The 20,511-nt window shown below is 73.3% G+C and carries 22 protein-coding genes; 10 read left to right on the plus strand and 12 right to left on the minus strand.

Features of this window, described 5'->3' with window-relative positions; genetic code table 11:
- The first annotated feature begins 78 nt into the window (after positions 1–78).
- Entirely contained in the window at positions 79–966 is an 888-nt protein-coding gene (locus tag O7553_RS09410) for a hypothetical protein (RefSeq protein ID WP_281554433.1), read from the plus strand.
- A gap of 38 nt (positions 967–1,004) precedes the next feature.
- On the opposite strand, the gene O7553_RS09415 is transcribed toward O7553_RS09410, so the two are convergent.
- The 7 genes from O7553_RS09415 to O7553_RS09445 all read right to left on the minus strand — a co-directional run bounded on the left by O7553_RS09415 (position 1,005) and on the right by O7553_RS09445 (position 5,528).
- A complete protein-coding gene (locus O7553_RS09415) occupies positions 1,005–1,382 on the minus strand; it encodes a DUF6401 family natural product biosynthesis protein (RefSeq protein WP_281554434.1) in 378 nt (125 codons plus the stop codon).
- Positions 1,383–1,399: 17 nt separating this feature from the next.
- Positions 1,400–1,621 (minus strand): hypothetical protein, encoded by a 222-nt coding sequence (locus tag O7553_RS09420; protein WP_281554435.1) that lies wholly within the window; start codon positions 1,619–1,621, stop codon positions 1,400–1,402.
- Positions 1,622–1,721: 100 nt separating this feature from the next.
- The gene (locus O7553_RS09425; protein WP_281554436.1) at positions 1,722–1,976 is read right to left on the minus strand and encodes a hypothetical protein; all 255 of its coding nucleotides are present in this window, start codon (positions 1,974–1,976) and stop codon (positions 1,722–1,724) included.
- A 227-nt stretch (positions 1,977–2,203) separates the two neighbouring features.
- A complete protein-coding gene (locus O7553_RS09430) occupies positions 2,204–2,668 on the minus strand; it encodes an SRPBCC family protein (RefSeq protein ID WP_281554437.1) in 465 nt (154 codons plus the stop codon).
- 42 nt (positions 2,669–2,710) lie between these two features.
- Entirely contained in the window at positions 2,711–3,121 is a 411-nt protein-coding gene (locus O7553_RS09435; protein WP_281554438.1) for a DUF2795 domain-containing protein, read from the minus strand.
- A 29-nt stretch (positions 3,122–3,150) separates the two neighbouring features.
- Entirely contained in the window at positions 3,151–4,089 is a 939-nt protein-coding gene (locus tag O7553_RS09440; protein ID WP_281554439.1) for a YihY/virulence factor BrkB family protein, read from the minus strand.
- A complete protein-coding gene (locus O7553_RS09445) occupies positions 4,086–5,528 on the minus strand; it encodes an aldehyde dehydrogenase family protein (protein WP_281554440.1) in 1,443 nt (480 codons plus the stop codon). Before O7553_RS09445 ends, O7553_RS09440 begins: the two co-directional genes overlap by 4 nt.
- A gap of 69 nt (positions 5,529–5,597) precedes the next feature.
- Here O7553_RS09445 and O7553_RS09450 point away from each other — a divergent pair, with 69 nt between their 5' ends.
- Positions 5,598–7,202 (plus strand): NAD(P)/FAD-dependent oxidoreductase, encoded by a 1,605-nt coding sequence (locus O7553_RS09450; RefSeq protein ID WP_281554441.1) that lies wholly within the window; start codon positions 5,598–5,600, stop codon positions 7,200–7,202.
- Between the two features lie 34 nt (positions 7,203–7,236).
- Here the strand turns inward: O7553_RS09450 and O7553_RS09455 are convergent, their stop codons facing one another.
- From O7553_RS09455 to O7553_RS09470, 4 genes are all read right to left on the minus strand, one after another.
- Positions 7,237–8,646: a hypothetical protein gene (locus O7553_RS09455; RefSeq protein WP_281554442.1), complete on the minus strand. Its 1,410-nt coding sequence runs from the start codon at positions 8,644–8,646 to the stop codon at positions 7,237–7,239.
- Positions 8,643–9,095: a hypothetical protein gene (locus O7553_RS09460; RefSeq protein WP_281554443.1), complete on the minus strand. Its 453-nt coding sequence runs from the start codon at positions 9,093–9,095 to the stop codon at positions 8,643–8,645. Before O7553_RS09460 ends, O7553_RS09455 begins: the two co-directional genes overlap by 4 nt.
- 165 nt (positions 9,096–9,260) lie before the next feature.
- A complete protein-coding gene (locus O7553_RS09465; RefSeq protein WP_281554444.1) occupies positions 9,261–10,313 on the minus strand; it encodes an SDR family oxidoreductase in 1,053 nt (350 codons plus the stop codon).
- A 126-nt stretch (positions 10,314–10,439) separates the two neighbouring features.
- Positions 10,440–10,883 carry an SRPBCC family protein gene (locus O7553_RS09470; protein WP_281554445.1) on the minus strand — a complete coding sequence of 148 codons (444 nt, stop codon included), beginning with the start codon at positions 10,881–10,883 and terminating at the stop codon, positions 10,440–10,442.
- 113 nt (positions 10,884–10,996) lie between these two features.
- On the opposite strand from O7553_RS09470, the gene O7553_RS09475 reads away from it, so the two are divergent.
- Genes O7553_RS09475 through O7553_RS09510 form a run of 8 tightly spaced genes read left to right on the plus strand, consistent with a single transcriptional unit; the run spans position 10,997 to position 19,651 of the window.
- The gene (locus O7553_RS09475; RefSeq protein WP_281554446.1) at positions 10,997–12,646 is read left to right on the plus strand and encodes an HAD-IIIA family hydrolase; all 1,650 of its coding nucleotides are present in this window, start codon (positions 10,997–10,999) and stop codon (positions 12,644–12,646) included.
- The gene (locus O7553_RS09480) at positions 12,643–13,620 is read left to right on the plus strand and encodes a glycosyltransferase (RefSeq protein WP_281554447.1); all 978 of its coding nucleotides are present in this window, start codon (positions 12,643–12,645) and stop codon (positions 13,618–13,620) included. Before O7553_RS09475 ends, O7553_RS09480 begins: the two co-directional genes overlap by 4 nt.
- Entirely contained in the window at positions 13,605–14,819 is a 1,215-nt protein-coding gene (locus O7553_RS09485; protein WP_281554448.1) for a glycosyltransferase, read from the plus strand. Before O7553_RS09480 ends, O7553_RS09485 begins: the two co-directional genes overlap by 16 nt.
- A gap of 1 nt (position 14,820) precedes the next feature.
- Positions 14,821–15,519 (plus strand): SIS domain-containing protein, encoded by a 699-nt coding sequence (locus O7553_RS09490; RefSeq protein WP_281554449.1) that lies wholly within the window; start codon positions 14,821–14,823, stop codon positions 15,517–15,519.
- A gap of 14 nt (positions 15,520–15,533) precedes the next feature.
- Positions 15,534–16,991, plus strand: a complete 1,458-nt coding sequence (locus tag O7553_RS09495; protein WP_281555543.1) for a PfkB family carbohydrate kinase — start codon at positions 15,534–15,536, stop codon at positions 16,989–16,991.
- Entirely contained in the window at positions 16,988–17,683 is a 696-nt protein-coding gene (locus O7553_RS09500; protein ID WP_281554450.1) for an SDR family oxidoreductase, read from the plus strand. The genes O7553_RS09495 and O7553_RS09500 overlap by 4 nt, the downstream gene beginning before the upstream one ends.
- Entirely contained in the window at positions 17,680–18,684 is a 1,005-nt protein-coding gene (locus O7553_RS09505; protein ID WP_281554451.1) for a glycosyltransferase family 9 protein, read from the plus strand. The genes O7553_RS09500 and O7553_RS09505 overlap by 4 nt, the downstream gene beginning before the upstream one ends.
- The gene (locus tag O7553_RS09510; RefSeq protein WP_281554452.1) at positions 18,665–19,651 is read left to right on the plus strand and encodes a DNA topoisomerase IB; all 987 of its coding nucleotides are present in this window, start codon (positions 18,665–18,667) and stop codon (positions 19,649–19,651) included. Before O7553_RS09505 ends, O7553_RS09510 begins: the two co-directional genes overlap by 20 nt.
- Here O7553_RS09510 and O7553_RS09515 read toward each other — a convergent pair.
- Entirely contained in the window at positions 19,643–20,440 is a 798-nt protein-coding gene (locus O7553_RS09515; protein ID WP_281554453.1) for a TerC family protein, read from the minus strand. The genes O7553_RS09510 and O7553_RS09515 overlap by 9 nt on opposite strands.
- Between the last annotated feature and the right edge of the window lie 71 nt (positions 20,441–20,511).

Below are 20,511 nucleotides of genomic sequence, written 5' to 3' on the forward strand. Positions count from 1 at the left end.
GCCGGCGGTAGGCGATGCAGCGCGTCCGTACGACAACGAGGCGACGCATCGGTAGATGAGCCGGAGAGGGGGGACCGGATGTCCTCGACGTACGCGTCGGCGCAGGTCGACATCGGCAACGCGCTGACTGACATGTGGCGGTCCGTGATACTTTTCGTGCCCCGGGCCATCGCGTTCATCGCGATTCTGGTGGTCGGATGGTTGATCGCACGGGCAGTGCTGAAGGGCGTCGACAAGGCGCTCGAACGGGTCGGGTTCGACCGGGCGGTGGAGCGCGGCGGCATCGGCAAGGCCTTGGAACGGACCCGGTACGACGCCAGCGACATCCTGGCCCGGTTGGCGTACTACGCGGTGCTGCTGTTCACCCTGCAGTTCGCGTTCGGAGTCTGGGGGCCGAACCCGATCAGCGACCTGATCAGCGCGGTTGTGGCGTGGCTGCCGCGGGCGTTCGTCGCGATCGTCATCGTGGTCGTCGCCGCTGCCATCGCGACCGCGGTACGTGACCTGGTGTCGGGTGCGCTCGGCGGGCTCTCCTACGGCCGGCTGCTGGCTACCGCCGCGTCGGTGTTCATCGTCGCGCTCGGCGTCATCGCCGCGTTGAACCAGGTCGGCATCGCCACCACGGTCACTACCCCGGTGCTGATCGCGGTACTCGCCACCATCGCCGGTGTGCTGATCGTCGGCGTCGGCGGTGGCCTGGTCCGACCCATGCAGCAACGGTGGGAGGGCTGGCTGACCCGGATGGCGGAGGAGTCACAGGCGATGCGGGACAGCGCGCAGGCGTACCAGGCCGGCCGGGACGACGCCGGTGGCCGGATGAACGAACCGACGCAGGTGATTCCGCAGACCCAGCAGGCGCCGGCGATGTCCGGTGGCCGGGAGGCGGCCAGCGGTCGGGGCATGGCCGGCCCGGGCGCCAACCGGCCCGGTGGTATGACCGGACCGGGCGGAACGTCCCGCGGTTGATCCGTCCGGTCGGGCCGGTGAGCCGGTACGGGCCGGGGTCAGCGCGGGGCCGCGCCGCTGATCCCGGCCAGCTGGCAGACGGCGACCAGCCGCAACGTCACCCAGTCGACCGTCGTCCACTGGGTGGTCGGCCCGACCACCGGGGGGCGCCAGCCGGCCTCGGTGGCCGCGTCGCGCACGCCATCGGCGTACCGGGCCAGCGTCACCGGGCTGAGCGGACGCAGATCCGCGAACAGCCGGTCCCGGATCGCGGCGGCGTGCTGATCCAGCTCGGCCAGCAGGCCGGGCAGGACTGCGGCGGCGGCCAGGCCGGCGGCGCCGAGCGAGGTGTGCAGATCGGCCAACGAGGTCTGCGCCGCCCTTCGGGCGGCCGGGACGGCCAGCATGCCGTGCGGGGCGGCGGGGAACGGACTCATGTGCGGTGCCCGCCCGGCTACTCGACGCGTCGGATGTCGGCCGGGGCCGGGCGGCGGCGGGCCGCGTCGTCGGCGAGGATCACCGTGGCCACCATCAGCGCCACGCAGACGCTGAACAGCCAGGAGCCGTCCGGCAGCAGGTAGGCGGAGACCGGCGCCTGGATCGCGGTCAGCAGGAAGCCGAGCCAGGCCCAGCGTCGCTGGCGCGGCGTGAGGAATCCGGAGGCGGTGGGGCGCATCCGAAAAGTCTCGCTCGGATGATCCTCACCGCCGTCAGCCGATCGGACGAGGTTGGCTGACCGATGCGTCAGGGGCCGGACTGGCGACCGACTGGCGACGTCAGTGCGGACCGGTCCGGCCGGTGGTCGACGGCCGGTACGGCCGCTCGGGGTCGGTCGTCGCCGGTCCGCCCGGGCGGCCGCCGGTCCGGTCCACCGCTTCCGCGTCGTGGCCGAACTCCTCCTCGGCCGCGGCGTCGTTGCCCGTCATGTCGTCGACCTCACCGTCGCCCGCTGGTGCGGCTACGGCCCGCTCCAGCTCACGGATCGGCAGCCGGTCCTCGTCGCGCCAGACTTCGTCTGCGGAATCAGTCATGCCGGCCGGGTTACCCGGCCGGGCTGTCGCCAAACAGGGGCCGGCGGACGAGTACGGCTTGCGGCCGGACCCGGCCGGTGGCTGAGCGGGGCCGGCGGACGCGGCCGGGGCGGGTGGGCCGGTTTCGGCCCACCCGCCCCGGCCGTCAGGCCCACCGGTCGGCCGGCTCGGGAGGAGTCACCGCCGGCCGGCGGGCGCTGTTCGAGGTGCGGTGGTCGGTCGAATTGTCACGGCTGCGGTCGGGGGACCTCGCCACGCCAGGCCCCGGTCTCCACGCCGTGCCGGCTCTCGATGAAATCCTTGAAGCGCTTCATATCACCCTTCACCCGGCGGTCCACGATGCCCAGCTTGTCGCCGGCCTGCTCCGCCACTCCCTCCGGGTCGAACTCCATCTGCGCGGTGACCCGGGTGTGGGCATCGTCCAGGCGGTGGAACGTGATGACACCGGCCTGCTTCACCCCGCCGGTCGCGGTCCAGGCGACCCGCTCGTCGGGAATCTGCTCGGTGATCTTCGCGTCGAACTCACGCGACACCCCGGCGATCTCGGTCGTCCAGTGCGTCAGCGTCTCCGACACTTGAGTCACCTCGGAGACGCCCTCCATGAACTGGGGGAACTCCTCGAACTGCGTCCACTGGTTGTACGCGGCGCGTACCGGCACCGCGACATCGACGTACTTGGTCACTGCTCCCATGTGAGTCCCTCCTCTACTTCCGCCGGGCCGCAGGCGGCGCGGTCACCAGCGGGTCGTCTCGTTGGCATGGCCGAGTTCGGCCCACACCTCGGACACCGTCTGGAACGTGCGACCCGGCGGCAGCTGATCGATCTCGTCGAGCACGTCGTCGGGTGCCTCGTTCTCCAGCGCGCTGTCGCGCAGCGTGCTGCGGTCCCCGGGCAGCGCCGAGAGGTTGATGTAGCGGCCCAGCCTGCTCCGCTGCTCGACCTCCTCGCTGGTCATGCCCTGCGGCGTACCGGAGCGGTTGTCGCCGGCCGGAACCGCAGCCGGCTCCGGCTGGTCCTCGCCCGGGGGCTCCGCCTCGTGCCACTCCTCGGCCCGGCCTCCGGTGGTGCCCTGCGTGGTCCCACGGGTGTCGTGGGCCATGCTGTCGTCCACCCGGGGACTGTGCTTGCTGTTGCCGCGTTCCATAGCTGTTTGACTACCCGTGAGCGGCGTGGCTAAACCGGCGTGCGTGGCGGCAGCACCGGGTCGGCCGGTTCCGACTCACCGGCCTGGGCGGCCCGGCCGCGCTGCACCTCCGCGTTGATCTCGACGCCCAGCATCACCGCCAGGTTGGTCAGGTAGAGCCAGACCAGGAATGCGATCACCGCGCCGAGGCTGCCGTAGGTCACGTCGTATGAACCGAAGTACGCGACGTAGGTGCCGAACCCGGCGGAAGCCAGCGCCGCCAGCAGCAGGGTCACCACGCCGCCGACGGCCAGCCAGCGAAGCCTCGGCTGGCGGACGTTGGGAGCGAACCAGTACAGAAGAGACAAAAGCGTCGTGACGATGGCGATCAGCACCGGCCATTTGAGCAGACTCCAGGCGGTACGCGGGGCCTGGCCCAAACCGAGCCGGTCACCGAGCGCATCGGTGACCGGGCCGCTGACGATCAGCATCACGGCGACCAGCGCGAGCAGCATCAGCCCGGCGGTGGTCAACCCGAGTTGCTGCGGCTGCAACCGGTAGAAGGGGCGACCTTCGGCCACCCCGTAGATGGCGTTCGCTGCGCGGGTGAACGCCCGAACGTACCCCGACGCGGACCACAGTGCGGCAACCAGGCCGAAGCTGAGCAGCACACCGGCGGAACTGCGCTGGGCGACCACCCCGTCGATGATGTCGACGAAACCCTCGTCGCCCACCACCGCCCCGGCTCCGAGCTCCTCGGCCAGGCCGACCACGGTGTCCACCGTGCGTTCACCGTCGGAGACCAGACCGACCAGGGCGACGACCACGATCAACGAGGGGAACAACGCGAGCACCCCGTAGTAGGTCAACGCGGCGGCCCAGTCCACGCAGTTGTCCCGGACGAACCGGCGTCCGCTGCCGACCAGCACGGCGCGCCACGTCGTCAACCGGATCTCGCGTAACCGCGCCGGCCGTGCCGGACTGCTCACCAGCGGCCGTCCGGTCCACCCGGGGCCTGCAGATGCAGCACCTTGACGACGGTCATCTCGTCGAGCAGTTCCGGTCCGAATCCGAGGCCCTCGCCGCTGCCGCGCCGGGGGTGCGCGGCACCGCCCGGCGCTCCACCGAACACCGAGTTGATCTTCACGGTGCCCACCGGCAGTTCGCGCCAGGCCCGCTGCGCGTGGCTCATGGACCGGGTCAGCACGGTCGCCGACAGGCCGTACGGGGAAGCCGCCGCCCGGGACAGCGCCTCGTCGAACGACCCCACCGTCATCACCGGGGCGACCGGGCCGAACGTCTCCTGCCGCATCACCGCCATGTCATCTGTGCATCCGGTCAGCACCGTCGGCGGGTAGAAGGCACCGGGCCCGTCCGGGATCCGGCCCCCGCACCGCGCCGTCGCCCCGGCCGCCAGCGCCGCCGAGACCTGCGCATGCACCTGGTCGCGGTGCCGGCGGTCCACCAGCGGACCCAGCTCGGTGTACGGGTCACGGGCAGGCCCCAACCGCATCCCCGAGCAGAGGCCGGTGAGCGCCTCGACGAACGGCTCCGCCACCGTGCTGTGTACATAGATCCGCTCCACGCTGACACATACCTGGCCCGAGTTGGCCAACGCGCCGGCCGCCGCCTGCTGCGCGGCCCATCGCGGATCGACGCCCTCGTCGACGACCAGCGCGTCGCTGCCGCCGTTCTCCCGCAGCACCTTGGCCCCGGTCCGGGCGCACGCCTCGGCGACCGCCCGCCCGGTGTCGGTCGCCCCGACGTGGGCGACCAGGTCCACCCCGTCGGAGGCGGCGATCCGGGCACCGACGCCCCCGTCGCCGGTCAGCAGGGCGAAGACCCCGTCGGGAACCTCGTCGGCGACCATCCGGGCGAGCAGCGCGCCGGTCGCCGGGCAGCGTTCACTCGGCTTGTGCACCACCGTGTTGCCGGTCACCAGCGCCGCGCCGAGCAGCCCGCAGGCCACCGCTACCGGGTCGTTCCACGGCGTCAGCACCGCCACCACCCCACGCGGCACGTACGCCATCAGATCCAGGGCGGCCGGGTCGCCGGCCAGCGCCCGACCCCGGTGCACCGGCCCCAGTTCGGCGTACTGCCGCAGGGTCGCGACACCGGCAGCGATCCCGGCCCGAGCCCCAGCCAACGGCTTGCCCATCTCCGCACTCTGCGCCTCGGCCACCTGGTCGGTGGCACCGGCCAGAGCGTCCGCGATTCGTCGCAGCGCGGCGGCCCGATCCGCCGCCGGTGTCGCAGCCCACCCCGGCGCCGCCTCGCGGGCCGACTTCACCGCCGTGTCGACGTTCGCCTCGGTGGCGAGCGGACTGCGGCTGACCGGGGTGCCCTCGGACGGGTCCTCGACGACGATCTCGGCACCGTCGCCGAACCGCCCCCACCCACCGTCGATGAACTGCTCCACGTCGTACATCCGGCGGTCGTTCCCGGAGGTCGCGCCGGTAAACGTTTGGCCGCGCCCGGCCGGGGTAGCCGCGCGGAGATGGCAGAAACGGATGTGGAGACGGCGGACGCGGTCGTCATCGGCGCCGGACACAACGGCCTGGTCGCCGCCAACCTGCTCGCCGACGCCGGCTGGGACGTGCTGGTCCTGGAGGCGACCGGGGCGCCGGGTGGTGCGGTCCGGTCCGCCGAGGTGACCGCCCCCGGCTATCTCAGTGATCTGTACAGCTCGTTCTATCCGCTCGGATTCGCCTCGCCGGTGCTGCGGGAGCTGCGGCTGGCCGAGTTCGGGCTGCGCTGGCGGCACGCTCCGGACGTCTTCGCCCACCTGCTGCCGGACGACCGCGCGGCGGTGGTCAACCTGGACCCACGGCGGACCGCCGAGTCGCTGGAAGCATTCGCCGACGGCGACGGCGAGCGCTGGCTGTCGGCGTACGCCGAGTGGCGGGCCGTGTCGGCGCCGCTGATCGATGCGCTGTTCACCCCGTTCCCGCCGGTGCGGGCCGGCGCCGCGCTGCTGCGCCGGCTCCGGACCGCCGGATCGCTGCGGCTGGCCCGGCGCCTGGTGCTGCCGGTCCGCCAACTAGGCCGGGAGACCTTCGCCGGCGCCGGCGGTCCGGCGCTGCTCGCCGGTTGCGCGCTGCACACCGACCTGGCCCCCGACGATGTCGCGTCCGGCGTGTACGGCTGGCTGCTGACCATGCTCGGTCAGGAGATCGGCTGGCCGGTACCGGCGGGCGGCGCGCAACGGATCACCGACGCGTTGGTCGCCCGGCTGCGTTCCCGGGGCGGCCGGCTGGTCACCGGCGCCGCCGCCGACCGGGTGCTGATCGCCCGCAGCCGGGCGGTCGGCGTGCGTACCGTCGACGGCCGGCGGTGGCGGGCCCGGCGGGCGGTGCTCGCCGACGTTCCCGCTCCGGCGCTGCTGCTCGACCTGGTCGGCGACCGGTGGCTGCCTCCCAGGATGGTCGACGACCTGCGCCGGTTCCGGTGGGACGGGTCGACGGTGAAGGTTGACTGGGCGCTCGCCGGCCCGATGCCGTGGCGCAATCCGGCGGTCGCCACCGCCGGTACCGTGCACCTCGGGGCCGACCTGGACGGCCTGACCCGGTACGCCGCCGAATTGGCCTGCGACGAGGTGCCCCGTGACCCGTTCCTGCTGCTCGGCCAGCTGACCACCACCGACCCGCAGCGATCGCCGACGGGCACCGAGTCGCTGTGGGCGTACACGCACCTGCCGCACCGGACCCGGTGGCACCCCGAGGAGATCGTCGAACACGTCGCGCGGATGGAGGCGGTGCTGCAGCGGCAGGCGCCGGGCTTCGGCGCCCTGGTCCAAGCCCGTCATGTGGCCGGTCCGGTGGACCTGCAGGAGCACAATCCGAGCCTGGTCGGGGGAGCGGTCGGTGGCGGCACCTCGGCTGCGTACCAGCAGCTGTTCTTCCGGCCGGTGCCCGGCCTTGGCCGCGCGGACACCCCGGTCGACCGGCTCTTTCTCGCCTCGGCGTCGGCGCACCCCGGCGGCGGGGTGCATGGCGCGCCCGGGTCGAACGCCGCGCGGGCGGCGCTGGTCCGCGACCGCGCGGCGACCGGGTGGATGTACGGGGCCGTGGTGTCGGCGGCGCAGCGGGCGGTCTACCGCTGAGCCGGTGTCGGAGCTCCGGCTGGAACCGCCGGGGTCACTGGCCGGGGGGACGCGGCCAGGACTCCTCAACCGGCGTCGGTGCCGGTGCGCGGGGCGCCGGTGGTGGTGCGGCTGCCGGTGTCGGTGGCGGTGGTGCGGCTGCCGGTGTCGGCGGTGCTGACGCCGGATCGGTCGCCGGTGCGACAGCAGGCGTGGCGGACTGGTCCCGCCCGGCCGGCGCGACAGCGGTCGGCGCGACCCACAGCGGGGCCTTTGGCAGCAGCGAACGGAAGTCGAACGAACACTTGCTGCAGGACCGCAGCGCCGTCTCGGTACGTCGGTCGCCGCACTGCCGGCAGAAGGTCACCACCGACTCGTCGGCCGACAGACCCTGGCAGCGTGGGCAGGCGAAGGCCGGACCCTTGGTCTGGGCCAGCCGCCCGGCCAGCACGAACGGGCTGATCACCGCGCTCACCGTGGTCGCCAGGTCGCGGGTCCGGCGGTTGCGTTCCTGCAGTCGCTCCAGTTCGGGGTTGACGATCTTCTCCAGCTTGCAGGTCGTGCAGATCAACAGCGTCCGAACCGGCAGCATCTCCCGTAGCTGGGCCTGCTGGTGCAGGAACGTCACCACCGGCACGTCGGCCGGGTCCACGGTGAACCGGAACGGCGTCGATGTGCCGGCCGAGGCGGCTGCCGCCGCGATGTACTCCTCGACCCGGTACACCAGCCCTTGGATCTGGGTGACCAAGTTCGCCGGCATCTGCCCGGGCCGGCTGGTGATCAGGGTCCCGACGGTGAGCATCCCGTCGGCTAGCTGGGTCGGCACCTCGGCGACCGTTTCCGCAGCGACGAAGGTGAACGTGCCCGCCCCGGTCCGGCTCACCGGGGCACCCTTTGCCGGGTCGGACCCGTCGAGGAACCGGGTGGTGTGGCGGGAGATCAACGAGCCGGCCTGGGCCGCCCACCCGGCGGCGTTCTGCATGGCGGCGACGTCTCCGTTCCCGGTGTTGCGCCACCAGCCGGCGAAGCCGGCGGCGGCGGCCGGGTCGAGACGGGCCAGAGCGGCGTCGACGGCGGCCAGGACGGACCCGAAGACGTCCTGGTAGACAGCGGTCGCGCCCCAGTTACGGCCGACCTTCGCCGGCCAGCGGTCGCTCACCTGGACGGTGACCCGGCAGGCGGCAGGGCCGGCCTCCAGACCGATCTGCAACTGCACCGGCATCCGGGCCGGTTGCAGGGTGACCGCGCCGAGCTTGGAGCCGCGTACCGCCTGGATGACGCTGAGCTGCTCGACGGTGAGCTGGAAACCCAGGTTCCGTACGGCGGCGAGCAGATGCTGCCGTACGACGGTGAGTGGAGCGGCGACGGTCCGCTCCGCTCCGGCGGCGAGCTGGTCGGCCTGCCGATCGTCGTCGGTGCCGATGCCGGTGGCCGGCGCCCTGCCGTTGCTGTCTGCCCAGGTCATTCCGTGCCGAATCCGGTGTCGAAGCTGGTGCCGGTGTCGAAGCTGGTGCTTTCGTAACTGCTGCTGCTGTCGTATGTGCTGATCTCGGCGGCCGCGGCGTCGACGCTGTAGTCCGTCGCGGCCGCGTAGTCGCTCGCCGTACCGGCCTCGTCGGCCGCCAGCGAGTACTGCCGGTCGGCAGCCTCGATCGAGGCGGTCGGGTCGAAGCCGGCGGCGACGCTGTCCGCCGCGTCCTGCAGGTGACCGTCGGCGGACTCGGTCCACGAGTCGCTCACGTCGGCGTGCCAGTCGGACCACTCCTGGTCGGCCACGGCCTGGTCCAGATGGGTCTCCACCGCGTCGGCGACCGGCTCGGGCAGCGTGGTCGAGCTACCTGCGAAATCCGTCGTGCCGGTGTCGGCGCTGGTGTCGCTGATCAGGTAGTCGTCCCAGCTCGGATCGGTTGTCATTGACCGCCCCCTCCTGGTCGGGGCGCGTCATTCGCCGCCCCATGATCGTCATCTGCGATCGATGATGCATCGGTGGGCGGGCGGGCTGTATCCCCCTTGTGTGCCTCGGCCGCCGGTTCGACGGCAGCGACCGGCGGCCCAACGGGCGGTGGCGGTGTCAGACAGTCACGCCGCCCGCCCGACCGGTCGACGGACCGCAGCCCGCAGCCGGGCCGGCCCGCTGCCGACCATCGCCCGCGCGGTGCCGAGCGCGGCGGCCAGGACTGCGGCGGTGACGGTCTGCTTGTGCGTCACGGCCCACAGCGCCAGCGAACGCCGACGTGCCTGGTCGTCGAAGGCGCCGTGTGCACCATGATCGACCTCGGCATCGGCCGGTACGTCCACATTGTCCCGCCAGTGGGCCCGGTCGATGACCTCGTCGGTCTGCTGGGAGTCGAATCCGACCTGCCGGATCGCCAGCAGCCGGTCGAGCAGCCCCGGGGCGATGATGTCGGCGAGCCGGGCCTGTAGGGTGGGGCCACCGACGTTGACCTCCCGCTTGCCGTTGTCGGCGGCCCAGCAGATCGCGGCAGCGGCCACCTCGGGTTGGAAGATCGGCGGTACCGGTTGCGGGTGTCGGGGCAGATGGGTACGCACCCAGGAGAACTGCGGCGTGTTCACCGCCGGCAGCTGGACCATCGACAGCTTAATCTCGGGGCTGGCCTGGAGCAACTCGGCCCGTAGCGAGTCGTTAAATCCCTGGATGGCGTGCTTGCTGGCGCAGTACGCCGACTGCAGCGGGATGCCCCGGTACGCCAGCGCCGAACCGACCTGCACGATCGTGCCGATTCCGGCCGGGCGCATCTGCCGCAGCGCCGCCAGCGTGCCGTGCACGGTGCCGAGGTAGTTGACCTCGGTGACCCGCCGGAACTCGTCAGCGCTGATTTCCCAGGTCGGGGCGAAGACCGACACCATCGCGTTGTTGATCCACACGTCCAGGCCGCCGTTGCGTCGGTGCAGGTCGTCGGCGGCCTCGTCGACCGCTGCGGCGTCGGCGACGTCCACCTGGTACGTGGCCACCGCCTCGGCACCCAGCTCCCGACACTGTGCGGCGGCTGCGGCCAGGCCGGCCGCTCCCCGAGCGAGCAACCCGAGCCGGGCACCGCGGCGTGCGTACCGCTGGGCGGTGGCGCGTCCGATGCCGGCGCTTGCGCCAGTGATCATCACGGTCTGGTTCATTCCGATCACCTCCCTGCGGGTGCCGTCCGGCACCCGTCCACTGACCTGCCCTGACTTTGGTCTGCCCTGGCTGGCCCCTGCTGACGTGGGCCCGTCCGTCGGGCCCACGGCCGTGGCGTGCCGGCGTCACCCGACGGTCTGCCGGGTTGCGATGTCGGACAGCCGGCGCAGCGTCTCCCGGTTGCGGTGGTGCAGGACCAGATCGTCGAGCTTCGTACGGACCCAGCGCAGCGGCCCTCCGGTGAACGACTCGGCGATGGTGACCCGAGTGCCGTTGCCCGGGGTCGGCGCGAGCCGGAACACGATCGTCGCCTCGCCCAGCGGCCACAGCCCGGCCCGTAACGTCAGCTCGTCGCCCGGCTGGCAGGAGATCACCGTGGAGGCGTCGGACAACGACAGCGGCCAGGGACCGGCGGTGTGGTGCAGCCGGGCCCCGGCCTGCGGCCAGTGCCCGTCGACATCGCGGATGTGCACGGTCCCGACCACCCAGTCGCTGTACGACCAGCCGTTCGCCAGCACGGCGAACACCTGGTCCTGCGGGGCGGGGATCACCCGCTGCACGACAGCCACGATCAGCCGGGTACCCCGCGGGCGACCCGCTAACCCGGCCAGCGGCGAAATGGTGCGGACCGGACGAACGCCGTGGTTGGTTTACTCGCCCCGCACCCGGGAAACGGAGCCAGGTGCGAAGCGAACTGATCAGTCGGGGCCGCGGGCTCTTCGACGCGGTGCTCTTCGACCGTGACGGGACGCTCGTGCACGACGTGCCGTACAACGGCGACCCGGACCTGGTCCGCCCGGTGCGCGGTGCCCGCGCCGCGCTTGACCGGCTTCGCGCCGCCGGTCTGCGGCTCGGAGTCGTCACCAACCAGTCCGGCCTGGCGCGCGGCCACTTCACCACCCACGACATGCGTCGGGTGCACGACCGGATCGAGGAACTCCTCGGCCCGTTCGACACCTGGCAGGTCTGCCCGCACGACGACGGCGACGGCTGCCGGTGCCGCAAACCGGCACCGGGCATGGTCCTGGCCGCGGCCCGGGAGCTGGGCACCAGCGCCGGGCGGTGCGTCGTGGTCGGCGACATCGGCCGGGATATCGTCGCCGCCGGTGCCGCTGGCGCGACCGGCATCCTGGTACCCACCGAGACGACCCATCCGCAGGAGACGGCTGCCGCTCCCGCCGTCGCCGGTGACCTGGCCGGCGCCGCTGATCTCATCCTGCGTCGGCACCGGGCGACCGCCCCCGACGAGCCCGGCCCGCGCGGTGGCCGGGTCCTGGTCGTGCGCTCCGACTCGGTCGGCGACGTGCTGGTCACCGGGCCGGCGATCCGCGCCGTGGCGGCCGGGGCGGACGAGGTGGTCATGCTCTGTGGACCGCAGGGCCGGGCCGCCGCCGAACTGCTGCCCGGTGTGGGCGACCTGATCGAGTGGCCGCTGCCGTGGATCGACCCGGATCCCGGTCCGGTGGACCCCGCCGACCTGACCCGGCTGACGGAGCGGCTGGCCGAGGTCGGCGCCGACGAGGCGATCATCTTCACCTCCTTCCACCAGTCGCCGCTGCCGCTGGCGCTGCTCCTGCGGCAGGCCGGGGTGGATCGGATCGCGGCGATCAGTGACGACTACTCCGGCTCTCTGCTCGACGTGCGTCACCGGGTGCCGCCCGGCGTACCGGAGCCGGAACGCGCGTTGTCGCTGGCCGCCGCCGCTGGATTCGCGCTGCCCGGCGACGACGAGCCGGTGCTGCGGCTACGCCCGGGCTGTCTGCGGCCAGCCGCCGGGCCCGCACCACAGGAGCCCGGCTCGGGTGTGCGTCACCGGATGCCGGAGCCGGACCGGGCCGGGCCACCGGGCTACGTCGTCGTGCACCCCGGATCCTCCGTCGAATCCCGCGCCTGCCCGCCGGAGCGGTGTGCCGCGTTCGTCGACGCGCTGCACGCCGCCGGGCACCGGGTGGTGGTCACCGGCGGCCCCGGTGAGCAGGCGCTGAGCCGTCGGGTCGCCGGCCGGTCCGGTGCCGATCTCGGCGGGCAGACCTCGCTGGCCCGGCTCGCCGCGATCATCGCGGGGGCCGGCGCGCTGGTCGTGGGCAACACCGGGCCGGCACACCTCGCGGCGGCGGTCGGCACCCCGGTGGTCAGCCTGTTCGCGCCGACGGTGCCGTTCGGCCAGTGGGGACCATACCGGGTGCCCTGGGTCCGGCTCGGCGACCCGGTCGCCGGCTGCCGCAATACCCGGGCCGCCCGCTGCCCGGTGCCGGGCCATCCGTGTCTGTCGACGGTCTCCCCGGACAGCGTGGTCGAGGCCGTCGAACTGATCTGCGGGACGGCCGGATGAACATCTTGCTCTGGCACGTCCACGGATCGTGGACCACCGCGTTCGTCCACGGCAAGCACCACTACCTGGTGCCGGTCACTCCGGACCGGGGGCCGTACGGGCTGGGCCGGGCGCGCACCTACCCGTGGCCGGACGGCGTCACCGAGATCCGCCCCGGGCAGCTCGCCACCGCCGAGGTCGACCTGGTGATCCTGCAACGCCCCGAGGAGCTCGACCTGGCCACCAGCTGGCTCGGCCGGACCGTCGGTCGGGACGTGCCGGCGGTCTACGTCGAGCACAACACGCCAAAGGGTGACGTGCCGACCAGCCGGCATCCGATGGCCGACCGTGACGACCTCACCGTGGTCCACGTCACCCACTTCAACGACCTGTTCTGGGACACCGGCGGCACCCGGACCCGGGTGATCGAGCACGGCATCGTCGCCCCGGCCGCCCGCTACAGCGGCGAACTCGACCGGCTCGCCGTGGTCACCAACGAGCCGGTACGCCGCCGTCGGGTCACCGGCACCGACCTGATGCCCCGGTTCGCCCGGGTCGCCCCGCTGGACGTGTACGGGATGGGAGTCGCAGGGCTGCCCGGGGCCCTCGGCGGGACAGCGGCCGGTCGGTTGGCCGTCCACGACGACGTGCCGCAGTCGGCGATGCACGCCGCGGTGGCCCGCCGCCGCGCGTACCTGCATCTGTGCCGGTGGACCTCACTCGGCCTGAGCCTGATCGAGGCGATGGCGATGGGCATGCCGGTGGTCGTCCTCGGCACCACCGAGGTGGTCGCCGCGGTACCACCGTCGGCCGGGGTGCTCGCCACCCGGGTGCAGACCCTGGTCGATGCCGCCCAGTGGCTGATCGACGAGCCGGATTCGGCCCGCCGGCTCGGCGACGGCGCGCGGCGCGCGGCGCAGGACCGATACGGACTGGACCGGTTCCTCGCGGACTGGGACGAGCTGCTGGAGGAGGCGCTATGCGCATCGCGATGATCTCGGAGCATGCCAGCCCGCTCGCCGCGCTCGGCGGGGTGGACGCCGGCGGCCAGAACACGCACGTCGCGGAGCTGTCCACCGCGCTCGCCGCCGACGGTCACGAGGTCCGAGTGTTCACCCGACGGGACGCTGCGGACCTGCCGGAACTGGTGCAGCTGGACAACGGGGTTGCGGTGGTGCACGTGCCGGCCGGACCGGCCGAGCACATCGCCAAGGACGACCTGCTGCCACACATGGCGCAGTTCAGCCAGTGGCTGGCCGGGCAGTGGAGCCACGACTGGACTCCGGCGGTCGCACACGCGCACTTCTGGATGAGCGGGCTGGCCGCGGTGCACGCCGGCCGGCTGACCGGGGTTCCGGTGGTGCAGACCTACCACGCGCTGGGCACCGTCAAGCGTCGCCACCAGGGCGCGATGGACACCAGTCCACCCCGGCGCATCGGCTACGAGCGGGCGTTGGGCCGCAGCGTCGACCGGGTGGTCGCGCAGTCCCAGGACGAGGTCGCCGAGCTGATCCGGATGGGGGTGCCCCGGGGCCGGCTGTCGGTGGTGCCGTCCGGCGTCAACGAGCAGACCTTCGCCCCCGACGGACTGTCCGTGCCGCGCGACGAGGGCCGACCTCGGGTGCTGACCGTCGGCCGGCTGGTCGCCCGCAAGGGTTTCCAGGACGTCGTACGGGCCATGCAACTCGTACCGCACGCGGAGTGCGTCGTGGTGGGTGGTCCGCCGGCCGCCGAACTGGACACCGACCCGCAGGCCCGGCAGTTGCGCCAGTTGGCCGAGTCGTGCGGTGTCGGTGACCGGATCCGGCTGGTCGGCGGGGTACCCCGGGAACAGATGCCGTCCTGGTACCGGTCGGCCGACGTGCTGGTCGCCGCCCCGTGGTACGAGCCGTTCGGGCTCACCCCGCTGGAGGCGATGGCCTGCGGCGTGCCGGTGGTCGGCACCGCCGTGGGTGGGCTGACCGACACCGTCGTCGATGGACTCACCGGCGATCTGGTGCCGCCCCGGGACCCACGGGCGCTCGGCATGGCGCTGCGCGGGTTGCTCAACGACCGGGTCCGGAGGTTCGCCTACGCCACCGCCGCGCTGGACCGGGCGCGGCAGTGCTACTCGTGGCAGCGCGCTGCCACGCAGCTCACATCGATCTACGGCACCGTCAGCGGGGTGCGGCAGCCGAGCCGGGTGGTGGCCTGAGATGTCCGACGTGAACTCGCTCATCGACACCCACCTCGCCGGGCTGGCCGAGGCGTTGCTGCCGTACCGCCAGGTGGCCGCGCGGCTGGGGCGCTGGGGCGCCGAGCTGGCCTGGACGCTCGGTCACGGCGGCCGGCTGCTGGTCGCCGGCAATGGCGGCAGCGCCGCCGAGGCCCAGCACCTCGCCGCCGAGCTGGTCGGCAAGCTGCGCGACGACCGGACGCCGCTGTCCGCGATCGCATTGACCGCCGAAACCTCCTCGCTCACCGCGATCAGCAACGACTTCGGCTTCGACGAGGTCTTCGCCCGGCAGGTACGGGCCCACGGCCGCCCCGGCGACATCCTGCTGCTGCTGTCCACGAGTGGACGTAGCGGCAACCTGCTCGCCGCCGCCCGGGCCGGCCGTGACGTCGGGCTGCGCTGCTGGGCCTGCACCGGCCCGGCGCCGAACCCGCTGGCCGAGGCGTGCGCCGAGGTATTGGCGGTGCCGGCGGCCGATCCGCAGGTGGTGCAGGAGCTGCACCTGGTCACCGCGCACCTGCTGTGCGGCTACGTCGACCAGACACTGCCCGGCGTACTCGGTCTCACCGGTGCGGTCGACGTCCCCGCCCGTGCGGTCGATGCCGTCGCCGGCGCGCCCACGGCGCCAGCCGTGCCGGCCGGTCTGCCGGTGCTGGACGTGCGCGGCGGTGTCAGGTGACCGCCGGCCCGATCGTGGTGGTCGGCGACACTCTGCTCGACCGGGACGTCGACGGCGCGGTCACCCGGGTCTGCCCGGACGCCGCCGCGCCCGTGCTCGACGAGCGGTATGTCACCGACCGGCCCGGTGGTGCCGGGCTGGCCGCGGTGCTCGCCGCCGGGCAGGGGCACCCGGTGGTACTGGTCAGCGCGCTCGCCGCCGACCCGGCCGGATGCCGGCTCGCGGCGCTGCTCGCCGCAGCCGGCGTGGACCTGCATCCATTGCCGTTGGCCGGCGCGACCGCCGAGAAGATCCGGCTGCGAACCCGGGGTCAGGTGCTGCTGCGGTTGGATCGGGGCGGGGACGGCCGGGTGCACGGCGATCTGCCGCCGGCCACCGCCGAGGTACTCGCGGCTGCGGCGGCGGTGGTGGTCAGCGACTATGGCAGGGGAGTCGCGCGGATGCCGGGCCTGCGGGCGGCGCTGGCGGCGACCGGCGCACCGGTGGTGTGGGATCCACATCCGCGCGGTCCGGCGGCGGTCGCCGGTGCCCGGCTGATCACCCCCAACGAGGCCGAGGTCCGCCAGTTGACCGGGCAGCCTGTCGGGGACACCCGCGTGGCCACCGCCGCGCGTGGCGCTGACGAGCTGCGTCGCCGCTGGCGGGCCGGGGCGGTCGCGGTGACGATGGGCGGCGACGGTGCGCTGCTGTGCCACGCCGGTAGCGTGCCGCTGATGGTGCCGACGCCGATCAGCACCGACGGGGACACCTGCGGCGCGGGGGACCGGTTCGCCACCGCGGCGGCTACGGCGCTGGCCGCCGGAGCCGTGGTGTCCGAGGCGGTCCAGGCGGCGGTTGCCGAAGCGTCCCGGTACGTCGCCGACGGCGGTACGGCCGGGCTGCGTCGGCTACTGGCCGGGCCCGACCAGGCTGCGGTGCCGGTGGAGACCGGGGCGCTGGCTACGGCGGCGGCGGAGCAGGTCGGTCCGCGCGCCGCCGGGTCGCTGGCCGCCCGGGTACGGTCCGCCGGGGGCACCGTGGTGGCCACCGGCGGCTGCTTCGACCTGCTGCACGCCGGACACGTGTCGGCGCTGCAGGCCGCCCGGCAACTGGGTGACTGCCTGGTCGTCTGCGTCAACTCCGACGCCAGCGTGGCCCGGCTGAAGGGGCCGCAGCGGCCGGTGGTCGGCGAGCGTGACCGGGCCCGGCTGCTCGCGGCACTGGGCTGCGTGGACGCGGTGGTCGTCTTCGACGAGGACACCCCGCACGCGGTGCTCAGCTGGCTGCGGCCGGACATCTGGGTCAAAGGTGGCGACTACGCCGGTGGCGGCACCGCCGAGCCGGACCTGCCCGAGGCCGAAATGGTACGCCGGTGGGGCGGGCAGACGGCGATCGTGCCGTACCTCGACGGCCGCTCCACCACCGGCATGATCGCCGCCGCCCGGGCCGCGCGGCCCGTCCCGTCGACCACCACTGTGGAGGAATCACCGTGACGAACCATCCCGGCGGCCCGGCGGTGCTGGTCACCGGCGGCGCGAGCGGTCTCGGGGCAGCCGTCGTCGACCTGCTGGCCAAGTCCGGATACCGGCCGTGCGTCATCGACCGGCAGCCGCCAGTGGACGGCGTTCCCTGGCTCGACTGCGACCTGGCCGACACCCGGGCCGCCGAGGCCGCCACCCACCGGCTCGCCGAGCAGACCGGCGGGCTGAGCGCGGTCGTCACCGCAGCTGGGATGGACGTGCCGGGCCGGCTCGCCGACACCCCCGCCGAGGTGTGGGAACGGGTCGTCACGGTCGACCTGCTGGCCACCGCGGCGGTGATCCGGGCGGCGCTGCCCTGGCTGACCTCGGTCGGCGGTTCGGTGGTGACGATCGCCTCCACTCTGGGAATGAAGGCGGTAGGTGACGCCACCGCGTACTGCGCGGCCAAGTTCGGGGTGGTCGGGTTCACCCGGGCGTTGGCGGCCGAACTCGCCGGCACCGTCGGCGTCACCCTGCTGGTGCCCGGCGGGATGCGGACCGCGTTCTTCGACGAGCGCGATGCCCAGTACCGGCCGGCGGCCGACGCCGCGCTCAACGACCCCGACAACGTGGCGGCGGCGGTGCTGTTCGCGTTGCAGCAGCCGGCCGGGTGCGCGGTGCGCGAGATGGTGATCTGCGCGGACCGGGAGACGTCCTACCCGTGATCCTGGTGCTGCGGGCCCTCGGCATCGGCGACCTTGCCACCGCCGTACCGGCGCTGCGCGGGCTGCGGGCCGTCTACCCGGCCGAGACGATCGCCCTGGCCGCGCCGACCTGGCTGGCCCCGCTGGCCGGCCTGACCGGCGCGGTGGACCGACTGGTGCCGCTGTCCGGGCTGGACGCGGAGCTGGCGCTCGGATGCAGCCCGGACTGGGCGGTCAACCTGCACGGTTGTGGCCCGCAGTCGCACCGGTTGCTCGCCGCGACGCGGCCGGGCCGGTTGTGGGCGTACCGGTGTCCGGCGGCGGCGCACCACGACGGCCCGCCGTGGCGCGACGACGAGCACGAGGTGGTGCGGTGGTGCCGGTTGCTCACCTGGTACGGCGTCGACTGCGACACCACCGACCTGCTGTTGCCCCGTCCGGTACCGGACCGGGTGCCGGTCGGGGTGACCGTGCTGCACCCCGGTGCGGCGGCGCCGCGCCGCCGGTGGCCGGTCGACCGGTTCGCCGAGCTGGCCGGTCGGCTGACCGCCGCCGGGCACCGGGTGGTGGTGACCGGGTCGGCACCCGAGCGCCCGCTCGCCGAGGCGGTCGCCACCGATGCCGGGCTGCCCGGCACCGCGGTCCGCGCCGGGCGGATGGACCTCTACCAGTTCGCCGCGCTGCTGGCGCACGCCCGCCTGCTGGTCGCGGCCGACACTGGCGCGGGGCACCTGGCAACGGCCTTCGGTGTACCGTCGGTGCTGCTGTTCGGTCCCACCTCGCCGGCCCGCTGGGGCCCGCGGGTGCACCGGCCGCGGCACCGGGTGGTCCACTACCCGCTGCTGTCCGCCGGGGCCGAGGAGCCGGCGGCCCTCCCCACAGCCGCCGACTCCGCAGCCGGCGACCCGCCGGCCGCCGATGGACCGGCCGCCGACTGGCACCCGTCGATGGCCGCCATCTGCGTCGACGAGGTGCTCGCCGCGATCGGCGAGGTGGAACGCGATGCGCTTGCGGCGCAGTGAACTGCACCGACCGGGATACCGACGCCGTCACCGGGGCCGGGGGACCGCCTTCCTCGACACCCGGGGCCAGCCGGTCACCGACCCGGCGGAGCTGAAGCGGCTGCGTGAACTGGTGATCCCACCTGCCTGGCGGGACGTGTGGATCTGTCCGCACCCGTCCGGTCACATCCAGGCCGTCGGTGTGGACGCGGCCGGCCGGCGGCAGTACCTCTACCACCCCCAGTGGCGGGTCCGTCGGGACGTTGCCAAGTTCCAGCACGTCCGGCGGGTCGCGGACCGGCTGCCCCGGCTGCGGAACCGGGTCGACGCCGATCTGCGTGGCCGGGGTCTGGGCCGGCAACGGGTGCTGGCCGCCCTGGTGCGCCTACTGGATCTTGGGATGTTCCGGATCGGCAACGACCAGTACGCCGCCGGCGACGAACCCACCTTCGGGGTGGCGACGCTGCGGCCCGCACACGCCCGGATCGAGCGGGGTTGTGTGGTCCTCGAGTTCCCGGCCAAGGGTGGCGTCGCCCAGGTCCGGCGGATCGACGACGCGCAGGTGTGTGCCGTGCTGCGGGCGTTGCGTCGTCGCCGGCACGACGGGCAACGGCTGTTCTGCTACTGGGACGGGCGGCGCTGGCGGGACGTGCACAGCGACGAGATCAACGAGTACCTGCGTCAGGCCAGCGGCACCGAGATGACGGCCAAGGACTTCCGTACCTGGCATGCCACCGTGCTCGCCGCGACCCGGCTGGCGGCCGTCGGCGTGCCGCGCTCGGCGGCGGCCCGGCGGCGGACGGTGGCCGCGGTGATGCGGGAGGTCGCGGAGCTGCTCGGCAACACCCCCACCGTGGCCCGCGCCTCCTACGTCGACCCCCGGGTGGTCGAGTCGTTCAACCAGGGCCGGGTGGCCCGGCTCGCCGCCGTCGAGCCCAGTCGGACGGCCGCCGAACAGGCGGTCCGTCGACTGCTTCCGTTACGCTGAGTCGGCCCGGTCGGCGCTGTCCGTACCGCCGGACGCCGCCGGCTGCTCCTTGACGAACGTCGGGTGCAGGCTGACCGGTGCCGCCGCCTGTTTGCGCGACCGTAGCCGCAGGTTGAGGAACTCCACGAAGACGGAGAACGCGATCGGCCCGTACACGTACCCCTTGGGGATGTGGTGGCCGAGCCCTTCGGCGATCAGGCTGCCGCCGATCAGCAACAGGAACGACAGGGCCAGCATCTTCACCGTCGGATGCTGGTTGACGAACCCGCTGACCGCCCCGGCCGACACCAGCATGATGACCATCGCGACCACCACGGCGGCGACCATGATGAACAGTTGGTCGACCATGCCCACCGCGGTGATCACCGAGTCGAGCGAGAACACCACGTCGAGCACCAGGATCTGGGCGATCACCCCGGCGAACGACGCGGTCTTGCCGCTACTGGCGTGGTCGGCGCCCTCCAGGTGCTCGTGAATCTCGTAGGTCGCCTTCGCCAGCAGGAAGCCCCCGCCGAGCAGCAGGATCAGGTCACGACCGGATATCTCCTGCCCGAACACCTCGAACAGTGGTGCGGTCAACCCGATCACCCAGGACAACGAGGCGAGCAGCAGCAGCCGGGTGACCAGGGCCAGTGACAGCCCGATGGTGCGGGCCCTGGCCTGCTGGTGCTCGGGCAGCCGACCGGCGAGGATCGAGATGAACACAACGTTGTCGATGCCCAGCACGACTTCCAGCAGCAGCAGGGTCGCGAACGCGATCCACAACTCGGGGCTGGTCAGAAGCTCCATCGATGCTCCCGGGAGAGGGGTGTCCACCGGGCCGGTGCGGCCCGCGATCCCAGACCGTACTGGCGGCGGTC

The organism is Solwaraspora sp. WMMA2059 (assembly GCF_027497315.1).
Taxonomy (GTDB): domain Bacteria; phylum Actinomycetota; class Actinomycetes; order Mycobacteriales; family Micromonosporaceae; genus Micromonospora_E.

Coding starts and splice junctions, on each gene's coding strand:
- O7553_RS09410 (WP_281554433.1), top strand. CDS start 79: ATGTCCTCGACGTACGCGTCGGCGCAGGTCGACATCGGCAACGCGCTG.
- O7553_RS09415 (WP_281554434.1), bottom strand. CDS start 1,382: ATGAGTCCGTTCCCCGCCGCCCCGCACGGCATGCTGGCCGTCCCGGCC.
- O7553_RS09420 (WP_281554435.1), bottom strand. CDS start 1,621: ATGCGCCCCACCGCCTCCGGATTCCTCACGCCGCGCCAGCGACGCTGG.
- O7553_RS09425 (WP_281554436.1), bottom strand. CDS start 1,976: ATGACTGATTCCGCAGACGAAGTCTGGCGCGACGAGGACCGGCTGCCG.
- O7553_RS09430 (WP_281554437.1), bottom strand. CDS start 2,668: ATGGGAGCAGTGACCAAGTACGTCGATGTCGCGGTGCCGGTACGCGCC.
- O7553_RS09435 (WP_281554438.1), bottom strand. CDS start 3,121: ATGGAACGCGGCAACAGCAAGCACAGTCCCCGGGTGGACGACAGCATG.
- O7553_RS09445 (WP_281554440.1), bottom strand. CDS start 5,528: ATGTACGACGTGGAGCAGTTCATCGACGGTGGGTGGGGGCGGTTCGGC.
- O7553_RS09450 (WP_281554441.1), top strand. CDS start 5,598: ATGGCAGAAACGGATGTGGAGACGGCGGACGCGGTCGTCATCGGCGCC.
- O7553_RS09455 (WP_281554442.1), bottom strand. CDS start 8,646: ATGACCTGGGCAGACAGCAACGGCAGGGCGCCGGCCACCGGCATCGGC.
- O7553_RS09460 (WP_281554443.1), bottom strand. CDS start 9,095: ATGACAACCGATCCGAGCTGGGACGACTACCTGATCAGCGACACCAGC.
- O7553_RS09465 (WP_281554444.1), bottom strand. CDS start 10,313: ATGAACCAGACCGTGATGATCACTGGCGCAAGCGCCGGCATCGGACGC.
- O7553_RS09480 (WP_281554447.1), top strand. CDS start 12,643: ATGAACATCTTGCTCTGGCACGTCCACGGATCGTGGACCACCGCGTTC.
- O7553_RS09485 (WP_281554448.1), top strand. CDS start 13,605: ATGCGCATCGCGATGATCTCGGAGCATGCCAGCCCGCTCGCCGCGCTC.
- O7553_RS09490 (WP_281554449.1), top strand. CDS start 14,821: ATGTCCGACGTGAACTCGCTCATCGACACCCACCTCGCCGGGCTGGCC.
- O7553_RS09510 (WP_281554452.1), top strand. CDS start 18,665: ATGCGCTTGCGGCGCAGTGAACTGCACCGACCGGGATACCGACGCCGT.
- O7553_RS09515 (WP_281554453.1), bottom strand. CDS start 20,440: ATGGAGCTTCTGACCAGCCCCGAGTTGTGGATCGCGTTCGCGACCCTG.